Here is a 17691-nt window from a genome sequence, read left to right as displayed (position 1 = left end):
TGGCGTGTCGCCACAGCCCCGGTTAAGACTGGACGGATGAGCGCTTATCGTCTGCTGACCCGATGGTGGACTGCCTTCGCCCTGGCGATCTCGCTGGCGCTGCTCGGCGCTGCCCACGCCTTCGAGCGCTTCGCCGGCCTGGCTCCCTGCAATCTGTGCCTGCGGCAGCGCGAGGTGTTCTGGGGCGCTGTGGCGATCAGCCTGGTCGCAACGGTCTGGACCGTGGTCAGCCAGGCCCGCAGGGGCACACCCCGGATCGCCGCCTTCCTGTTGTTCGTGGTGTTCGCCACCGGTGCCGTCACGGCAGGCTTTCACGCCGGGGGCGAGCTGAAGTGGTGGGCCCTGCCGGCCCTGTGCGCCGGGGGCGGCGATATGGCCGATCTGGAAGCCCTAACCTCCCTGGCCCTGGGCGTGGGCCCGCCGCAGCGGGTGGTCATGTGCGACGCGGTGACGTGGCGCTTCCTCGGCCTGTCCATGGCAGCATGGAACACCTTGATCTCGGCCTCGTTGGCCGTGTTCAGCCTGATTGCCGCAAAGCGACCCAAGGACGCCCGTGCCCCCCGCAACTGAGACGCCCCATATTCCCCTGCCCCGTCCCGGGCGTGGCGCCACGCGGACGCGACTGGCCGAGATCCTGCGGGTCGATCACGCCGGCGAGTTCGGCGCGGTGCGCATCTATCAGGCCCAGCGGGCGGTGTTCGAGGGCGTGCGCGGCAAGGAGGCCATGGCTGCCGACCTGGCCGGGATGCAGGCCGGCGAGGAGGTTCACAAGGCCCGCTTCGACGCCCTGCTGAACGAACACCGGGTGCGCCCCACCCTGCTGATGCCGGCCTGGGCGATGGCGGCGACCGGGCTGGGCGTTGTCACGGCCCTGATGGGCGAGAAGGCGGCCCATGCCTGTACCGAGGCGGTCGAGACCGTGATCGAGCAGCACTATGCCGAACAGATCGCGGAGCTGAAGGACCGGGAGCCGGAACTGGCGGCGGAGCTGTCGAAATTCCGCGACGAGGAGCTGGAACACCACGACCATGCCATCGAGCACGGCAGCCGCGATGCACCCGGCTACCGGCTGCTGAGCGCGGTGATCAAGGCGGGCTGCCGGGTGGCGATCAAGGTCAGCGAGCGGGTGTGAATCCTCCCCCATCGGGGGAGGGGGACCGCGAAGCGGTGGAGGGGGCCAACCTCACACATCGAATTCGCCGTGAGCCCCCTCCGTCACGGCGCGAAGCCGCGCCGCGCCACCTCCCCCGACGGGGGAGGAATGTCGAAGGCCAGCAACAGCGTCTTCTGCAGCGGGTTGGCGTTGTCGTCACTGAGCAGATAAAGGCGCGTGCCGGTCGGGGTGGCCACCGCAGCGATGCCCTCGAAATTGTCGACCGATGCCGGGGGGCGCAGCTGGATCAGGGGGGCGGACAGGACGCCCTCGGGCGACAGCCGGCGCACCCGGACGCGCATGTCCAGCGGCGGGCGGTAGAAGCGCTCGACCACGAACCAGCCGTCCCCGGTGGGGTCGCGATCGGCCCCGGTGAAACGATAGCCGTCGGCCGGGATCAGGGGCGAGGGACCGAGTGGCGCGCAATCGGCCGCGCACAGCCACGCCCCGCCGCCTTCGGCCAGGGTCAGCCAGCCACCGTCGCCGGCCGGGGCCAGGCCTTCGAGCCCCTCATTTTCGGGCAGGGCGACCCTCGGGGTGGCGACGGCGACGGGACGGCTGCCGCCCTCGACGCCATAGGACCAGATGCGGTGATCGTGCTCGAAGGCGACCAGCACCCGCCCGTCGGGGAGCAGGGCCAGCCCCTCGGCGTCGGCGTTTTCCTTGGGCGTGAGGATCGCGCCGTCCGGGCCGGTCAGGGCGCGGCTGATGCCGCTGTCGGCGGACACCAGACGGCCGGTGCGGTCCAGCCGGAGGGTGAAGCGGATCAGGGTGCCGAAGTCACTGACGACCCAGGCCCGGAGATCGCCGGCGGCGTCGGGGGCGATCTTGAGATCCGAGAGGCCGTGCAGGGCCGGCCCGCGCAGGACCAGGCCGCCGGCATAGCGGACGCCGGGGGCGAGATCGGCACCACCGATGCCGAGGGGGACGGCCCGGGCCTCGATCCGGATCGCCCGGTCCGGCCCGGCGACGGGCTGCGGTGCGGAGGTGACGACGGCCGCGCAGGCTGCGGCCCCCATCAGGGTCAGGGCCCCCAGAAGGCGGACCGCCGCCCGCATCATGCCGCCCGCTTCAGCCGTCGACCGGGCCGTTTGCCGGCGTCTTTTGGAGCGGCCTCGAACAGTTCGGCCAGTTTCTCGATCATGACGCCGCCCAGCTGTTCGACGTCGACGATGGTGACGGCGCGGCGGTACCAGCGGGTCACGTCGTGGCCGATGCCGATGGCGATCAGCTCGACCGGGCTCTGGGTCTCGATCCGCTCGATCACGGCGCGCAGGTGTTTGTCCAGATACAGGGCGGCATTGGCCGACTGGGTGGAATCGTCGACGGGCGAGCCGTCGGAGATGACCATCAGGATCTGCCGCGCCTCGGGCCGGGCCAGCAGCCGGTCGTGGGCCCAGGTCAGGGCCTCGCCGTCGATGTTCTCTTTCAGCAACCCCTCGCGCATCATCAGGCCGAGGTTCTTCTTGGCCCGCCGCCACGGCGAGTCGGCGGCTTTGTAGATGATGTGGCGCAGGTCGTTCAGACGGCCGGGCATGGCCGGCTTGCCGGCGGTGATCCAGGCCTCGCGCGCCTGGCCGCCCTTCCAGGCGCGGGTGGTGAAGCCCAGGATCTCGACCTTGACGCCGCAGCGTTCCAGGGTCCGGGCCAGGATGTCGGCGCAGACCGCCGCCACCATGATCGGCCGGCCGCGCATGGAGCCGGAGTTGTCCAGCAGCAGGGTCACGACGGTGTCGCGGAAGGGGCTTTCGCTCTCGGCCTTGAAGCTGAGGGGGCTGGTGGGGTCGGTGATGATCCGGGTCAGGCGGGCGGTGTCGAGGACCCCCTCCTCGAGGTCGAAGGCCCAGGACCGGTTCTGCTGCGCCATCAGCCGGCGCTGCAGCTTGTTGGCCAGCCGGGCCACGACGCTGGACAGGATGGTCAGCTGCTGGTCCAGCAGCGACCGCAGCCGGTCCAGCTCCATCGGGTCGCACAGGTCGGCGGCGTCGATGACCTCGTCATAGGCGGTGGTGAAGACGCGGTAGGCGTCGATGGCTCGGCCGTCGTCGACATTGTCCTGGCGGTTGGGCAGGGCCCCCTCGGCTACATCGGGGCCGTCGTCGGCGGCGTCGCCGTCGCGCTCGGCGGGCGAGCCGTCGGGGCGGCCGTCGCGGTCCTGTTCGGAGGTGGGGTCCTCGGAGGCGCCGTCCATCGACTGGCCGCCCTCGCCGCCGCCCTCGTCCTCCTCGTCCTGCTGATCGTCGGAGGCCTCGGGTTCCTGGGGCGGGGGTTCGTCCTCGCCGGGGTCGTCATTGGCCTCGTCGCCGCGCCCGTCGCCGGGATCCAGATCCAGCGCCCGCAGGACATCCTTCATCGCCGCGCCGAAGGCCCGCTGGTCACCGGCTGCGTCCGCCAGACGGTCCAGGGCGTCGCGGGCCTTTGCCTCGAGATCGTCGCGGACCAGATCCAGCATGGTGCCGGCCCCGTCCGGGCTGCGCTGGCCGGTCACCCGCTCGCGCAGCAGCAGGGCCACGGCCTCGGCCACCGGCACCCGGGCCGCGTCGGTGGCGCGCAGGGCCCCCGACTTCTCCAGCCGGGTCAGGAGGGCGGCGTTCATATTGGCGCGGACGCCCGCCAGCGCGGCGGAGCCATGGGCCTCGACCCGGGCCTGTTCGACGGCCTCGAACACCTCGGCGGCCTTGCTGTCGAGGGGGCGCAGGGTGGCGTGGACGGCGGCGTCGTGATTGGCCAGGCGCAGCGCCAGCCGGTCGGCCTGCCCCCTCAGGGTGGCGCTGTCGCCGTCGGAGGGGGTGCGCGGCGGATGGGGCAGGGTGAGGACGTTGCCGCTGAGGCGGGGGCCGTCCGTGCCGAAGACGACCTCCAGCTCCGACTGTTCCGCGAGCGCGCGGGCCGCATGGGCGAGCGCGCGCTTGAAGACCTCGGCGGGGGTGTCGGCGGGGGGCATGGAGCGTAGTTAGGCGGTTGGGGGCGGGGAGGCCAGAGGTGACCACGCCGCCTATAGCCCTTCCCCCGCTTGCGGGGGAAAGCCGTCCGTCTTCGGCCGCAGGCCGAACAGGACGGATGGGGGAATCTTCCTGTCCATGATGAGGCGAGCAAGACAAGACTCCCCCCATCGGTCCTGGTCTCGCTGCGCTCGACGCCGGACCGCTTTCCCCCGCAAAGGGCGGGGGAAGGGCTAGGTCAAAGCTCCGCCCCGGTCGTGCGCATGATCTCGGCGCGGAGTTCGGGCAGGCCCGCGCCCTTTTCGGCCGAGGTGACGGCCACGGCCGGGAAGGCGGCCGGGCGTTTGGAGATGGCTTTCAGCGTCTCCTCGGCCACGGTGACCCGCTCATGGGCCTTGATCTTGTCGGCCTTGGTCAGGACCACCTGATAGCTGACGGCGGCCAGATCGAGGGCGTCCAGCGCCTCCTTGTCGACCGACTTGAGGCCGTGACGGGCGTCGATCAGCAGATAGACCCGCTTCAGGGTGACGCGGCCACGGAGATAGTCGCGGCCCAGGTTCTGGAACTGGCGGACAGTGGATTTCGACGCCTTGGCCCAGCCGTAGCCGGGCAGGTCGACCAGCCGCATCTTGCCGTCGAGGTCGAAGAAATTGACCTCCCGCGTACGCCCCGGCTCGTTGGAGGCGCGGGCCAGTTTGTGCATGCCGACGAGGCCGTTGATCAGGCTGGACTTGCCGACATTGGACCGTCCGGCGAAGGCGATCTCGGGCAGATCCGGCTCGGGCAGCTGCTCGATCTTTGCGGCCCCCATGACGAAGGTCGCGGGCCGCGCGAACAGCACCCGCGCGGCCTCGATTTCCTCGTCAGAATAGTCGGTCAAGCGGGGGCCTTTTTGAACCGCGCGATGAAATCATCGATCGGGTTCTCGGCCCCGAAGCGGTGCATGATGAAATACTGCTGGGCGATCGACAGGATGTTGTTCCACGCCCAGTAGACCAGCAGGCCGGCCGGGAAGACCGCCATGATGAAGGTGAAGATCACCGGCATGAAGGCGAAGATCTTGCGCTGGACCGGATCCGGCGCCGGCGGATTCATCGCTGTCTGCAGCCACATGGTGAAGCCGTAGAAGATGGCCAGGACGCTGAGGCCAAGCGTAAAGCCTCCGCCTGCCCCTCCGGCCAGAAGTCCGCCGATCAGGGGCGCGCTGGCAGGATCCCAGGGGATCAGGCCGAACAGGTTCCAGATGTTGGTGGGATCGGGGGCCGAGAGGTCGCGGATCCAGGCGATGAAGGGCGCGTGCCGCATCTCGATGGTGACGAACAGCACCTTGTACAGGGCGTAGAAGACCGGGATCTGGACGAGGATGGGCAGGCAGCCAGCCAGCGGATTGATCTTCTCCTTCTGGTACAGCTCCATCGTGGCCTTCTGCTGGGCCTGCGGGTCGTCCTTGTGCTGTTCCTTGATCTTTTCCATCTGCGGCTGGAGCTTCCGCATCTTGGACAGGCTCTCGTAGCTCTTGTTGGCCAGCGGGAACATGACGAGCTTGATGGTCAGGGTCAGCAGCAGGATGGCGACGCCGAAGTTGCCCACCAGCCCGTAGAAGAACTCGACCAGCAGGAAGATCGGCCGCGTCAGGAAGAACAGGAAGCCCCAGTCGATCGCATAGATGAAGCGCGGCAGGTCGTACTGCTGCTCATAGGCCGAGAGGATCTCGTTGCGCTTGGCCCCGGCGAACAGGTGCTGGACCTCGGTGATCTGGCGGCCCGGATTGATGGTCCGCGCCTCGCCGAGAATGCGGGCCTCGTGGATATTGTAGGTGGCGGCGTCGGTGACCCGGAATTCGGCCTGGATGGTCTCGGTCTGGGGCGGGATCAGGGCCGCCATCCAGTATTTGTCGGTGATGCCCAGCCAGCCGCCGGTCGAACTCGAACTGCTCGCGCGGCTTCTTGGCCCAGTCGCCGTACTTCAGCTGGGTGGTGGTGTAGCCGTCACCTTTCGAGAAGGTGCCGATCCCGCCCTCATGCAGGATCTGGGTCTTGCCCAGCACAGGCGGCACGCCCTGGCGCTCAATGCGGCCATAGGGCGCGATGACGATGGGCGCGGTGCCGAGGTTGGCGACCGTGTCCGTGACCGTGAACATATACTGGTCGTCGATCGCGATCACGCGGGTGAAGCGCAGACCCTGACCATTGTCCCAGGTCAGGGTGACCGGTGTGGTCGGGGCCAGGGTCGCGCCCCCGGTCAGACGCCAGACAGTGTTGGGGCCCGGAACGCCGCCGGGAACATTGGGGCCGGCCCAGCCGAACTGGGCGAAATAGGCATGCTCCATGCCCTGGGGGCGGAACAGTTCGACGGGCGGTGCGTCCGCGTCGAGGGTCTCGCGATAGCGGGTCAGGAACAGATCATCGATCCGCCCGCCCTGAAGCGACAGCGATCCCTGCAGGGTCGGGGTGCGCACGGGCACCCGCGCCACGCTCCCGAGGGCCTCGGTGCGATCGCCGACGAAGGTCATCGCGGGGGTCGTCACGGGCGCGCCATCGGCCGTCACGGCGGGGGTGGTGCCGGTCTGTTCGGCCGCGGTTAGCCGGGCCTCCCGCGCACGCTCGGCCTGCGGCCCCATGACGAAGACCTGGTAGAGGATCAGGATCGCCAGCGTGCACACGATGAAGATCACCGTATTGCGCGTGTTCTCGGTCTTCATGCGGGTCCGCGGTCCTGATGGGGCGTGTCGGAGGAGAGTGAGACGGTTGCAGACCGGCCCGATGCGGGCTGGTCTGACGGGGTCGCGAGCCTTGTAAGCGCCGATTTCACATCGTCAAGCAAACGCTCCCACGGGCGGTCGGCCGTGCCCTGTCGCGCGATGAACACATAGTCGCTTCCCGCGACGCCGAAGTCCGGCACGAGCGCCCGGGCGGCCTGACGCAGGCGGCGTTTGCAGCGGTTGCGCACAACGGCCCCGCCGACCTTGCGGGTGGCGGTAAAGCCGAGACGGATGGTCGCGTCATCGTCGTGGCGGTCCAGCCGCTGGACCACCACAGCGCCGCGCGCCAACGAAACGCCCTTCGCGGCCGCCAGAAACTGGGGCCGCGCGGTCAGGCGATGGAGTTTGGGATTATCGCTCAAACTTCCTTCTCCCCTTGCGGGAGAAGGTGGTCCGCAGGGCCGGATGAGGGGTGAAACCGGGTGTCAGCAATGACGGGGTCCGGGACGCATTCCGTCTGCATCCTCGTACCCCTCATCCGACCTCGCTTCACTCGGCCACCTTCTCCCTCACGGGGAGAAGGGCAATCAGGCCGTCAGCTTCTTGCGGCCCTTGGCGCGACGCCGCGCAACAATCTTCTGTCCGTTCTTGGTGGCCATCCGCGAACGGAAGCCGTGACGGCGCTTGCGCACGAGTCGCGACGGCTGATAGGTCCGCTTCACGGTCGGCTCCAGGGGTTATGAGTGGCGCGGGGGACTGAACACGTCCTCAGCAGGAAGGGCGGGCGTATAAGGGGGTCGGCTGCGGCTGTCAACGCTGCGGTGCCTTCCAAAGCCACCTCGAACCGGACCTCACGCGTTGGAAAGATGATGGATCGCCTGAAACGGTTTCTACCCCTCGTGCTGCTGGCCTGTGTGATCGCGCTGATCTTCGGCATGGGCTGGAATCGCTATCTGTCGCTGGACACGCTGCGCGATCACGGGGCCGGCCTGCATGCCTTCACGGCCGCCAATTATGTCCTCGCCCTTGTCGCCCTCATGGCCGTGTTTGCGGTCCTGACGGCCAGCGTCGTCCCGGGCGTGTTTTTCGTGACAATCACCGCCGGCTATCTGTTCGGGCCCTGGGTCGGCGGGGTCGCCACCTCTATCGCCGCCACCGTCGGCGCCCTGATCGTCTATGCGGTGGCCCGATCCGCCCTTGGCGTCGCCCTCCGTGCGCGTGTCGATCGTGAGGGCGGGATGCTGCAGAAGGTGTGCAGCACGATCGACCGTGACACCTTCTGGTATGTGCTGGCGTCGCGTCTGGCTGTGGTGGTGCCGTTTCACATGATCAATGTCGCGGCAGGGATCATGTCGGTCCGGCTGGGCCCCTATACGGTGGCCACGGTGATCGGCCTTCTGCCCGCGCACACCATCTATTGCTGGATCGGCGCGCGGCTGAACACCCTGCTGGCGACCGACCCCGACCCGGATATCCCGGCCCTGTTCGGCCAGTTCTGGGCCCCCATGGCCGGCGTGTTCGTTCTGGCGGTGGTTCTGCCCCTGCTGCTGAAATGGCTTCAGGCCCTGCGGCTGAGGATGGCCGCGCCATGAGGCCGTCCCCGGTCGACACCACCGATCTGTTCAATCGCACGGTGGCGCGGCTGCGCCTGCCAGCGGGATGGCGCGAGCGTCTGCGGCCCCCGACACCGGATGGCCTGTCCACCCGTCTGCTGATCCTGACGGCGGCCTTCACCCTTGCGGTCCAGGCCCTGATTCTGGGGCCCAATGCCGCGACCTTCCACGAGACCTGGCTGCTGGATCGGCTGCAGGCCGCCGAACTGGCGTCCGTCGGGGTCGAGGCCCTTCCCTACAACGCGGTCGATGACGACACGGCCGAGCAGCTGTTGCGCATCGGCGGCGTGTCGGCCGTCGCGATCAGCGATCAGGGGGTGATGCGCCAGTTGCTGCAGGCCCCCAACCTGCCCCGGGCTCCCGACTTCATCGACCTGCGCGGCCGAAGTTTCGGGGCCCGGCTGCTGGACCCCGTGCGCACCCTGATGGGCGGTGAGGACCGGTCGATCCGGGTCCGGTCCGCCCCGCGTTACCGCTCGGGGGATTTTATCGATGTGGTGGCCCCCGCCGAACCCCTGAAGGTCGAGCTGCGGGCCTTTCTGCTGAACAGCCTGTTGGTCTCGCTGCTGATCTCGGGCGTGGCAGGGGGGCTGCTGTATGCGGGTCTCGCCTTCCTGGTGCTGCAGCCGCTGCGCCGGGTCACACGGTCCATCGAGAGCTTCGCCGCCGATCCCCAGGCCCCGGGGCCGGAGCCTTCGGACCGCAACGACGAGATCGGCCGCGTCGAACGTGAACTCAGCCGGATGCAGGACGAGGTCCGCGCCTCGCTGCGCGCCCGGGCCCGGCTGGTGGCGCTGGGGGAGGCGGTGGCCAAGATCAACCACGATCTGCGCAACATGCTGACCTCGGCCCAGATCGCGTCCGAACGGCTGGCGGCCTCCGCTGACCCGCAGGTGGCCAAGGCGCTGCCACGGCTGGAGCGGGCGCTCGGGCGGGCCGCGGCCCTGGCCCGCAATGTGCTCGACTATGGGCGGTCCGAGGAGCCCGCACCGGTGCTGGACCGGTTCGCCCTGGCCCCGGCGGCGGCCGCCGCGGCCGAGGACGCAGGGCTGGAGCCAACGGGCGTGCGCCTCGTTCGGGCGATTCCGTCGCGCTTCGCCCTGCAGGCGGATACTGACCAGTTGCACCGGATACTGGTCAATCTGATGCGCAATGCCCGTCAGGCCATCGAGGCCGACACCGCCCGCGCCCCGCTGCGCAAGGGCGGGCCGCTGGGGTCCGTCAGGCTCGAGGCCGAGGTGCACGAGGGCTGGTGCGTCATCCGCATCGCCGACGACGGTCCGGGCATTCCACCTCGCCTGTCCGAACGCCTGTTCGAACCCTTTGTCAGCGGCAGTGGCTCGGACGGTTCGGGGCTGGGCCTCACCATCTCGCGCGAGCTGGCGGCCAGCCATGGCGGCGACCTGAGGCTGGTCCGGACCGGCCCCGCCGGCACGACCTTCGAGCTGCGGCTGCCACTGTAGACGTCTACTGCGTCCGGGCCACGCCTTCACGCCGGTCGTCGGCCCCGCCGTCCCAGCGGCCATCCCGCCACAGACCGCCGTGCAGGCCGGAGTTCTCCGATGTATTGGGAGACAGACGGATCCCCCGCTCGGCCAGACCCGCCTCCAGCGTGGGACCGAAGCGCGCCGTATCCGCCCCGAAGCCGGGGCCCTTGGCCACCAGATTGGGCAGGTCGAACGCGGCCTGGACCGGCAGGTCCCAGACCAGGGTGCCGATCAGGGCCTTGGCGTTGTACGCCAGGATGGACGGACCGCCGGGCGAGCCCAGGGCCCCGACCAGCCGGCCGTCGCGGTCCAGGATGATGACCGGGGCCATGGACGACCGGGGGCGCTTGCCGGGGGCGACCGCATTGGCCGCGGGGCCACCGTCCGGTCGGGTGGGGGTGAAGGCGAAGTCGGTCAGCTGGTTGTTCAGGAAGAAGCCCGCCGCCATTCGCCCCGAGCCAAAGATGCTCTCCACCGTGGTGGTCATGGACACGGCATTGCCCGCCGCATCGACGACCACGAAATGGGAGGTCCCGGCCGCCTCGGTCGTGGCGTCAGCGCTGCGGAACACGCCCCCCGGCGGGGTTCCGGCAACCGCAGCCCCGGTCAGGCCCGGGGCCAGCGCCGCCCGCTGTGCGACATAGTCCGGGTCCAGCAGGCCCGCGACCGGGACGCCGACGAAGGCGGGATCCCCGACATAGCGGTCGCGATCAGCATACATCAGCCGCTGCAACTGGGCGAATCGGGTCCAGGCCGCCGCGCTGGTCTCGCCTTCGGCCAGGACCGACGCCGCCCCGGGCGTTTCCGCCATGGCCAGCAGTTGCAGCACGGCCACCCCGCTGGACGGCGGTGGCGGGACGCAGACCACATAGATCCGGAACGGCCGGCACAGGGCGTCGCGCGCGATCGGACGATAGCCGCCCAGATCCTCAAGGGTCAGGGCTCCGGGGTTGGGCCCGGCCTGCACGGCCTCCACGATCGCCTCGGCGACCGGACCCCGACGCAGGGCCTCGATCCCCTGGTCGGCCAGGGCCGCCACGGTTTGGGCATAGGCGGGATTGCGCAGCACGTCGCCGGCGACATAGCGGCTGCCGTCGGGTTTCGTGAAATAGGCCTCGGCCCAGCGCGTCCGCGCCTGACCCCGGGTCAGGGCGATCATGCCGGCCAGGCGCGGGCTGACCACGAAGCCGTCCCGGGCCAGCCGTTCGGCGTCTCCAAACAGCTGGTTCCACGGCAGGGTGCCGTGCGCCGCCTGGGCCATGGCCAGGGCCGCGACGGCCCCGGGCGCGCCGGTCGACCGGCCGCTCAGGACCGCGTCGAAAAAGGGCATCGGCGCGCCGTCCTCATGGAACAGCTCGGGGGTCGCGGCGGCCGGCGCCGTCTCGCGGCCGTCATAGGCGGTGACTTCGCGGGTTCCTGCGTCATAGACCATCAGGAAGGCCCCGCCGCCGAGGCCCGACGACTGGGGCTCGACCAGCCCCAGCACAGCCTGGACGGCGACCGCAGCATCCACGGCCGATCCACCGCGCGCCAGCACGGCCAGCCCGGCCTCGACCGCAAGGGGATTGGCCGCCGAGACAAAGGGGCCATGGGCGGGGCGAGCGGCGTCGTCCTGGGCAGCGGCGGGCCCGGGTCGGCCGGTCTCAAGCCCCGGTGGCGTCTGGCAGGCGGCCAGGACGAGACCCACCAGGGCGACGACAAACGGACGAAACGCAAACTGTGTCATGGCGACCCGAAAACGCTGGCGCGGGGAGGCGTCCCGACCGACCTAGTCCGCCCGGCCGCACCCGCCAAGGCCCGTCGTCCAACAGAAGCCGAAAACCGGGTTGCGTCCGCCGGGATCACCCGCTAGATACCCGCCCTCGCCGTAAAGGCCTGTGCGCGCCCGTAGCTCAGCTGGATAGAGCATCAGACTACGAATTTGAGGGTCGGACGTTCGAATCGTTCCGGGCGCGCCATTTTCTGAAGATAATCAGAGCGATAGCGAAATCAGTGATGGCTTTAGAGCCCTTGGCTGACTGTAACATCCGGGATTCTTCGGCATCCAGGCTTTGAAATCGCTTCACAATCCCCAGCGGGAAAATCTGAGGCTCTCTACCCGGCAACGGCCGGCTCTGAATCAGGTGCCGGTTGGCAGCGTCCGCTTTCTGCAGACTGTCGATCAGCCATTCAACGCGCAGGCGTGAACACTGACCGTGAAGGTCCGCCCCGCGACTGTCGGCCGTACGATCAGGACCTTACCGCTTAGCTGCCTCGACGCCCCCTGATGCAGGTCAGTCCGCGGTCGCCCTCACGGGAATGGCCGCGAACGCGGTCCGAAGGATCTTCGCAGACGCCGCCAGGGCGGCCTGCTCCGGCGGTTCGAGATCCGGTGTCAAGATCCGGTGCACGCCTTCGGCACCCAGAACGCAGGGCAGGCTGAGGCACAGGCCGGACAGGCCATATTCTCCGGTCAGCAAGGTCGAGACCGGAAGGACGGCGCGTTCATCGCGCAGGATGGCCTCACAGATGCGCACGATCGCCGTCGCCACGCCAAAGGAGGTGTAGCCCTTGCCCTCGACGATGGCGTAGCCGGCGTCACGGACCTCGGTGGACATGGCGTCAAGATCGGGCCGGTCTGCGTCCTTGCAGAACCGGTCGAGGGGCTGACCGCCGATCCGGACCGTGGAAAAGGCCGCGACCTCGCTGTTGCCGTGCTCGCCCAGCACATAGCCTTCGATCGACGCAGGGGCGACGCCAAGCGCCTCGGACAGGGTCTGTTTCAGGCGGCTGGTGTCCAGAAGTGTTCCCGTGCCGATGACCCGCGAAGCCGGGAGCCCCGATCGCTTCAGGGCCACGAGCGTCATCAGGTCGACCGGGTTCGCCGCGACCAGCAGAATGCCGGAAAAGCCCGCCTGGATCAGTCCTTCAACGCAGTCGGCGACGATTACCGCACTATCGGCGGCCACCGAAAGTCTGTCCTGCGCGCCATGGGTTGCGCCGCCGGCGGTGAGGATGGCGATGCGGGCCCGGGCGGCGTCTGCGTAGTCTCCCGCCCACACCCGCGCGGGTCGGGCCAGGGCGTTGGCATCCGAGAGATCTGCGGCCTCCGCTTCGGCCAGGGCCCGGTTGCGATCGACAAGCACGATTTCATGGACGAGGGCGCGCAGCATGAGCGCAAAGGCGGTCGTGGCACCGACATGGCCCGCGCCGATGATCGCGATGCGGTCCGGTTCAACCCTGCGTCCCGGCCTTTCGTTGGCACCGGTCATAGCACGGCTCCGAAAAGGCGGCCGATCCCGGCGGTGATTGCCATGGCCAGCACACCCCACAAGGTGACGCGGATAATCGGCGTCAGCATCCGGGCGCCACCCACCTTCGCCCCGACCCCGCCGAGGATCGCCAAGCTGAGAACGGCGGCACCCGTGACCGCGACCACAGTCACCGTGACCGGCGCGGCGACGGCCGTCAGAAGGGGCACGGCTGCACCGATCGAGAAGGCCGCAGCCGACGCCATCGCCGCCTGGATAGGACGGGCGATGGTCTGGGCCGAAATGCCGAGTTCATCGCGGGCATGGGCCCCGAGGGCGTCGCTGGCCGTCAACTGGACCGCGACCTCATCAGCCAGGGTCTGGCTCAACCCGCGCGCAACATAGAAGCCCGCCAGTTCCTGCAGTTCGGCCTGGGGAGCGGCTTCCAGCTCGCCGCGTTCCCGGTCGAGGTCGGCCTTCTCCGCATCCGCCTGGGAGCTGACCGAGACATATTCTCCGGCTGCCATCGACATGGCACCGGCGACCAGACCCGCGACCCCGGCGACGAGGATGCCGTTTCGGCCAGTCTCGGCCGCCGCCACACCGACGATCAGGCTCGCGGTCGAGACAATCCCGTCATTGGCACCGAGAACGGCCGCCCTCAGCCAGCCGACGCGGCCGATCAGGTGTTGTTCCAGGTGGCGGCTTTCAAACATGGAGCTCGTCTCTAGCCTCAATGGATTCAGGGTCGCAGGTGATCGAGACGCGCAGGCCGGGCCTGGCGTCCACTCTTTCGATGACTGCGCCAAGCTGGCTGGCCAGCGCCTTGATGATGCCCGTGCCAAGGCCGGATCTGGCGTCGCCGGTTTCCAGCGGCAGGCCGATACCGTCATCTTCAACGGTCAGGATCCAGCCCTCGCCCAGCGCCCGATAGTCGACGGCGATCTGGCCGTCCCGGTCGCCGGGAAAGGCGTGCTTGAGCGCATTGATCACCAGTTCGGTGACGATGAGGCCGAGACTGACCGCCTTGCCCGACGCGGCGACGCTGTCGTCGACGGTGACCGCCAGGGCGAGCTGATCGTGATCGCGGATCATCGAGTCGCCGATGCTGCGACACAGATCGGTGAAATAGCCGCGCAGTTCGACGTCGCCGAGGGTGGAATTGGTGAGCTGACGCTGGACCGCGGCGACCGACATGATGCGCTGGTGCGCATCGCGAAGATGATCGCGGCTTTCGTCGGAGCCGACCTTGCGCACCCCCTGCATCAGGACGCTGGCAATGATCTGGAGGCTGTTGGCGATCCGGTGCTGCATCTCCTGCACCAGCACCGCCTTGTCGCGGATCAGGGCGTCCTTTTCCCGGTCGCTGGCGCGCGCCTCGGTGACGTCCTGGATCGACAGCAGCAGCCGGACGTCCTGGCCGATCCCGCTGTCCAGCCGCCGGGCATTCAGCACCAGGTGCCGGAGGCCCCGGCGGGAGCGAAGGTCCATTTCATAGGCCGTGATGGAGGTCCTGCCATAGGCCGTCGCCTTCAGCAGGGACCAGAGCTGGGGCGCGTTCCATTCTCCGCCGCCCAGCGCCGCCAGCCGCGCGCCCGGAATGTCGTCCAGCCCGACGTCGAAGGCCTGGAGAAAGGACTGGCTGGCGGCCACGATCGCCAGGTCCTCGTCCAGCAACAGGACGGGCACCACGGAGGCGGCGATCAGGGACAGGGCGAGAGTCATTGAGATGTCCGGAGGCGAGGCAATGGAGGTCATGGGGATGATGGGCGCTCCGGGGACACCGGCGAACGGGGCCGGCGGGTCCGGTCTCGCTGCGATACGGTGACGCTAGGGCGGGCCGGCGCGGATGGCGTTGATCCAGATCACCGACAGGCCCGGTGCAATAAGGTTGGATGCACGCCTCATCCGACGGAGCCTCCCATGACCCATCTCTCGCTCAAGACCCTGAGCCACGACCTGCAGGCCTTCGCCGACGAAGCCGCCGATCACCTGAACGACGCGGCCAAAAAGACCGGCTCGGAGGCGACGGACGCCGTCGCCCGCTCGACCAGGGCCATCACGCGCGCGGCCGATCGTCTGCGCGACGAAGCCGAGACCACGGCCGCCCACGCCCGAAGCCAGCTCTCGACCACAGTGCGGGATCATCCCCTCGCTACCAATCTCGGCTCCAGTGCCGTCATCAGTCTGATTGTGGCCGTGGCCGCGACCTTCGCCCTCGCACGCCTCTCGCAGTCCTGAAATCCGCACGGACACGCCCCGGGCTCAGACCTCGCCCAGGGCGTGCTGGCGCATCCGGTCCGGGCGCTCGATGATCAGGGCGCCCGGTGACGGGGTCGAGATCAGACCCTTGAGCTTCATCCGGGTCAGGACCCGGCTGACCGTCTCGATGGTCAGGCCCAGATAGTCCGCGATCTCGGCCCGCTTCATGGGCAGCCGGACATGACCCGGCACGCTCGGTCGGGCGGGGTCGTGGCCCGGAAGATCGAGGAGGAAATAGGCCATCCGCTCGATCGCGGTCTTGCGCCCCAGCAGCAGCATCTGGTTCTGGGCCGCCGCCAGCTCGTGCATCGTGCGGTGCAGGAGGACATGTTCGAGCGCGGGGGACTGTTTCACCAGCAGGCGGAACGGGCCCTTGCGAAACCGGCAGACGGTCGAGGGCTCCATCGCCTCCGCCGAGAACACATAGTCGTCGTCGATGGCGAGGCCGAGAAAATCCCCCGCGAACAGGAAGCCCGTAATCTGGCGGCGTCCGTCGGGCAGGAGCTTGTAGACCCTCAGCGAGCCGGAGGTGATGCTGAACACATGCGGGGCCGGATCGCCCTCCCGGACCAGCACAGTGCCGGACCCGAGCGTCATGACCTCGGCCAGTTTGCCCATCCGCTGGAGATCGGAACCCTCGATGGACCCGCAAACCGTCAGGGCGCGCGAGCCACAACCGCCGCAGTCGAGAGACCTCGGTCGATCGACACGTCCGTCGGGCGGAGGTGATCGCGGCGAAAGCTGAAGCTTTGAAACAGCGACCATGTGACGTTATGCGCCTAGCCTGCCATTTTACCGAGTTTGTTTATTGATTCAAATCAAATAAACAAACGGCCCAAAACGTAACCTGAGTCAGTATTTTCAGAACGGGTAAGGATCGTATTCTTTCGGACATATGCGCCAGATCAGGACGCGACCAAACCTTGATCTCGATCAAGGTCCCCGGCTCTGCGCGGGTGTTTGATGGTGGCGAACAGGAGAGAGTTCGTGCGCAGCGCCCGTCTGTCGGTCTCATCAGATCATCGCCCTCGTCCCGCGAAAACTCGGGGCGAGGCGATTCATGGCTTTGATCGCAGTGCATCGGCTGCAGTCGCCGCCTCTGGCGTGACCCAAGGGAGGCTGGCCGGGCCGCCCGTCGGCCCGCTGGCGAGCCATTGACCCGTTTCCCCGAAGGCGTGGATCGACGGACGCTTCTGGTTGGCGGTGCCATCGTGGTGGCGGCGGGAGCCGGCGCGACCTGGCTCGGGACCCGCAGCATGGGCAAGATGGCGGACTACGACGCCGCCGTCGCGCGGATGCGTTCGGTCCTGTCGATCAGGCCCGAACTGGCCGACCTGGTCCGATACGCCACCCTGGCCCCCAGCGGGCACAACACCCAGCCCTGGAGGTTCCGCCTGGGTGAGGGCAGAATCGACATTCTGCCTGACCCTTCAAGACGCACGCCGGTCGTCGATCCCGACGACCATCATCTGTTCGTCAGTCTCGGCAGCGCCGCCGAGACCCTGGCCCTCGCGGGTGAGGCGCGAGGACGCCCGGGCGAGATCACCTTTGATCCCTCCGACCTCGGCGGGCTTACCTATCGGTTCGGGGAGGGCGCGCCAGTCGCGTCCACCCTGTTCGACGCCATCCCTCGCCGTCAGTCGACCCGTGCCGACTATGATGGCCGCTCCGTGTCTACAGGGGACCTGCGGCGACTTGCGACCGCCGCCCGGACCCCCGGCATCGATCTGGTCCTGCTGACAGACCGACCGGCCCTGCAGCGCGTGCGGGATCTGGTCGTCCAGGGCAACTCGGCCCAACTTGCCGACCCCGCCTTCGTGCGCGAGCTGAAGTCATGGATACGCTTCAATCCTGATCAGGCCATCGAGACGGGTGATGGTCTGTTCAGCGTGACGAGCGGCAGTCCCTCCCTGCCGTCGTGGCTGGGCCCAAGGATGTTCGACGCCACCTTCAGGGCCGAAGCCGAGAACGACAAATATGCGCGCCAGATCGCCTCGTCAGCCGGTGTCGCGGTCTTCGTCGGTGAACGCGAGGACCGGGCGCACTGGACCCAGGTTGGACGATCCAGCCAGAGGTTCGCCCTGCAGGCGACGGCTCTGGGTTTAAAGATGGCCTACATCAACCAGCCCGTTGAGGTCGCTGCCCTGCGGTCCGAGCTCGCGTCCCTCGTCGGCCTGCCGGGGCGGCGTCCCGATCTCGTGATGCGGTTCGGCTACGGGCCGACGCTGCCGTTCTCGGCGCGCCGCCCGGCAGCAGCGGTGTCTGCGTGAGCCTTCACCAACCGGCAGGGTCAGATTGAAACC

At 68.6% G+C, this 17691-nt stretch carries 16 protein-coding genes, 1 tRNA gene and 1 pseudogene; 7 read left to right on the top strand and 11 right to left on the bottom strand.

Annotation, left to right across the window (positions count from 1 at the left end):
* The first annotated feature begins 36 nt into the window (after window positions 1-36).
* Window positions 37-570, top strand: a complete 534-nt coding sequence (locus SJY26_RS02225) for a disulfide bond formation protein B (protein WP_396594537.1) — start codon at window positions 37-39, stop codon at window positions 568-570.
* Window positions 554-1132, top strand: a complete 579-nt coding sequence (locus SJY26_RS02220; RefSeq protein ID WP_396594536.1) for a demethoxyubiquinone hydroxylase family protein — start codon at window positions 554-556, stop codon at window positions 1130-1132. Before SJY26_RS02225 ends, SJY26_RS02220 begins: the two co-directional genes overlap by 17 nt.
* Window positions 1133-1215: 83 nt before the next feature.
* Here the strand turns inward: SJY26_RS02220 and SJY26_RS02215 are convergent, their stop codons facing one another.
* From SJY26_RS02215 to rpmH, 6 genes and pseudogenes are all read right to left on the bottom strand, one after another.
* Window positions 1216-2214 carry an esterase-like activity of phytase family protein gene (locus SJY26_RS02215; protein ID WP_396594535.1) on the bottom strand — a complete coding sequence of 333 codons (999 nt, stop codon included), beginning with the start codon at window positions 2212-2214 and terminating at the stop codon, window positions 1216-1218.
* Window positions 2211-4097, bottom strand: a complete 1887-nt coding sequence (cobT, locus tag SJY26_RS02210; protein ID WP_396594534.1) for a cobaltochelatase subunit CobT — start codon at window positions 4095-4097, stop codon at window positions 2211-2213. The genes SJY26_RS02215 and cobT overlap by 4 nt, the downstream gene beginning before the upstream one ends.
* 236 nt (window positions 4098-4333) lie before the next feature.
* On the bottom strand, window positions 4334-4975 hold the full coding sequence (gene yihA / locus SJY26_RS02205; protein ID WP_396594533.1) for a ribosome biogenesis GTP-binding protein YihA/YsxC: 642 nt from the start codon (window positions 4973-4975) through the stop codon (window positions 4334-4336).
* Window positions 4972-6796: pseudogene (yidC, locus tag SJY26_RS02200) on the bottom strand (membrane protein insertase YidC). Before yidC ends, yihA begins: the two are co-directional and overlap by 4 nt.
* Entirely contained in the window at window positions 6793-7218 is a 426-nt protein-coding gene (gene rnpA / locus SJY26_RS02195) for a ribonuclease P protein component (protein WP_396594532.1), read from the bottom strand. The pseudogene yidC and the gene rnpA overlap by 4 nt, the downstream one beginning before the upstream one ends.
* 165 nt (window positions 7219-7383) lie before the next feature.
* Window positions 7384-7518 (bottom strand): 50S ribosomal protein L34, encoded by a 135-nt coding sequence (gene rpmH, locus SJY26_RS02190; RefSeq protein ID WP_013268133.1) that lies wholly within the window; start codon window positions 7516-7518, stop codon window positions 7384-7386.
* 147 nt (window positions 7519-7665) lie between these two features.
* Here rpmH and SJY26_RS02185 point away from each other — a divergent pair, with 147 nt between their 5' ends.
* Together SJY26_RS02185 and SJY26_RS02180 are read left to right on the top strand one after the other, a co-directional pair.
* Window positions 7666-8388: a TVP38/TMEM64 family protein gene (locus SJY26_RS02185; protein WP_396594531.1), complete on the top strand. Its 723-nt coding sequence runs from the start codon at window positions 7666-7668 to the stop codon at window positions 8386-8388.
* Window positions 8385-9872 (top strand): sensor histidine kinase, encoded by a 1488-nt coding sequence (locus SJY26_RS02180; RefSeq protein ID WP_396594530.1) that lies wholly within the window; start codon window positions 8385-8387, stop codon window positions 9870-9872. Before SJY26_RS02185 ends, SJY26_RS02180 begins: the two co-directional genes overlap by 4 nt.
* 4 nt (window positions 9873-9876) lie before the next feature.
* Here the strand turns inward: SJY26_RS02180 and SJY26_RS02175 are convergent, their stop codons facing one another.
* Window positions 9877-11622 (bottom strand): gamma-glutamyltransferase family protein, encoded by a 1746-nt coding sequence (locus tag SJY26_RS02175; RefSeq protein WP_396594529.1) that lies wholly within the window; start codon window positions 11620-11622, stop codon window positions 9877-9879.
* Between the two features lie 155 nt (window positions 11623-11777).
* Between SJY26_RS02175 and SJY26_RS02170 the strand changes: the two genes are divergently transcribed.
* Window positions 11778-11854 (top strand) — tRNA-Arg (locus SJY26_RS02170).
* A gap of 315 nt (window positions 11855-12169) precedes the next feature.
* On the opposite strand, the gene SJY26_RS02165 is transcribed toward SJY26_RS02170, so the two are convergent.
* Genes SJY26_RS02165 through SJY26_RS02155 form a run of 3 tightly spaced genes read right to left on the bottom strand, consistent with a single transcriptional unit; the run spans window position 12170 to window position 14851 of the window.
* On the bottom strand, window positions 12170-13147 hold the full coding sequence (locus tag SJY26_RS02165) for an L-lactate dehydrogenase (RefSeq protein ID WP_396594528.1): 978 nt from the start codon (window positions 13145-13147) through the stop codon (window positions 12170-12172).
* Window positions 13144-13842: a VIT family protein gene (locus SJY26_RS02160; RefSeq protein WP_396594527.1), complete on the bottom strand. Its 699-nt coding sequence runs from the start codon at window positions 13840-13842 to the stop codon at window positions 13144-13146. Before SJY26_RS02160 ends, SJY26_RS02165 begins: the two co-directional genes overlap by 4 nt.
* On the bottom strand, window positions 13835-14851 hold the full coding sequence (locus SJY26_RS02155) for a sensor histidine kinase (protein WP_396594526.1): 1017 nt from the start codon (window positions 14849-14851) through the stop codon (window positions 13835-13837). The genes SJY26_RS02160 and SJY26_RS02155 overlap by 8 nt, the downstream gene beginning before the upstream one ends.
* A 198-nt stretch (window positions 14852-15049) precedes the next feature.
* Here SJY26_RS02155 and SJY26_RS02150 point away from each other — a divergent pair, with 198 nt between their 5' ends.
* Window positions 15050-15367: a hypothetical protein gene (locus SJY26_RS02150; RefSeq protein WP_396594525.1), complete on the top strand. Its 318-nt coding sequence runs from the start codon at window positions 15050-15052 to the stop codon at window positions 15365-15367.
* A 24-nt stretch (window positions 15368-15391) separates the two neighbouring features.
* Here SJY26_RS02150 and SJY26_RS02145 read toward each other — a convergent pair whose 3' ends face one another.
* Window positions 15392-16006 carry a cyclic nucleotide-binding domain-containing protein gene (locus SJY26_RS02145; protein WP_396594524.1) on the bottom strand — a complete coding sequence of 205 codons (615 nt, stop codon included), beginning with the start codon at window positions 16004-16006 and terminating at the stop codon, window positions 15392-15394.
* Between the two features lie 536 nt (window positions 16007-16542).
* Between SJY26_RS02145 and SJY26_RS02140 the strand changes: the two genes are divergently transcribed.
* Window positions 16543-17658, top strand: a complete 1116-nt coding sequence (locus SJY26_RS02140) for an Acg family FMN-binding oxidoreductase (RefSeq protein WP_396594523.1) — start codon at window positions 16543-16545, stop codon at window positions 17656-17658.
* Window positions 17659-17691: the final 33 nt, after the last annotated feature.

This window comes from Brevundimonas sp. R86498, from assembly GCF_044598075.1.
In the GTDB taxonomy this organism is placed as follows: domain Bacteria; phylum Pseudomonadota; class Alphaproteobacteria; order Caulobacterales; family Caulobacteraceae; genus Brevundimonas.
Note: the sequence above shows the minus strand (reverse complement) of the source record. Positions and strands in the feature narration are given on the sequence as shown.

Excerpts from the sequence above, each read along its gene's own strand:
- cobT (WP_396594534.1), bottom strand. The coding sequence starts at position 4,097 with ATGCCCCCCGCCGACACCCCCGCCGAGGTCTTCAAGCGCGCGCTCGCC.
- SJY26_RS02150 (WP_396594525.1), top strand. The coding sequence starts at position 15,050 with ATGACCCATCTCTCGCTCAAGACCCTGAGCCACGACCTGCAGGCCTTC.
- SJY26_RS02185 (WP_396594531.1), top strand. The coding sequence starts at position 7,666 with ATGGATCGCCTGAAACGGTTTCTACCCCTCGTGCTGCTGGCCTGTGTG.
- SJY26_RS02155 (WP_396594526.1), bottom strand. The coding sequence starts at position 14,851 with ATGACTCTCGCCCTGTCCCTGATCGCCGCCTCCGTGGTGCCCGTCCTG.
- SJY26_RS02145 (WP_396594524.1), bottom strand. The coding sequence starts at position 16,006 with ATGGGCAAACTGGCCGAGGTCATGACGCTCGGGTCCGGCACTGTGCTG.
- SJY26_RS02175 (WP_396594529.1), bottom strand. The coding sequence starts at position 11,622 with ATGACACAGTTTGCGTTTCGTCCGTTTGTCGTCGCCCTGGTGGGTCTC.
- SJY26_RS02225 (WP_396594537.1), top strand. The coding sequence starts at position 37 with ATGAGCGCTTATCGTCTGCTGACCCGATGGTGGACTGCCTTCGCCCTG.
- SJY26_RS02180 (WP_396594530.1), top strand. The coding sequence starts at position 8,385 with ATGAGGCCGTCCCCGGTCGACACCACCGATCTGTTCAATCGCACGGTG.
- SJY26_RS02215 (WP_396594535.1), bottom strand. The coding sequence starts at position 2,214 with ATGATGCGGGCGGCGGTCCGCCTTCTGGGGGCCCTGACCCTGATGGGG.
- SJY26_RS02165 (WP_396594528.1), bottom strand. The coding sequence starts at position 13,147 with ATGACCGGTGCCAACGAAAGGCCGGGACGCAGGGTTGAACCGGACCGC.
- SJY26_RS02160 (WP_396594527.1), bottom strand. The coding sequence starts at position 13,842 with ATGTTTGAAAGCCGCCACCTGGAACAACACCTGATCGGCCGCGTCGGC.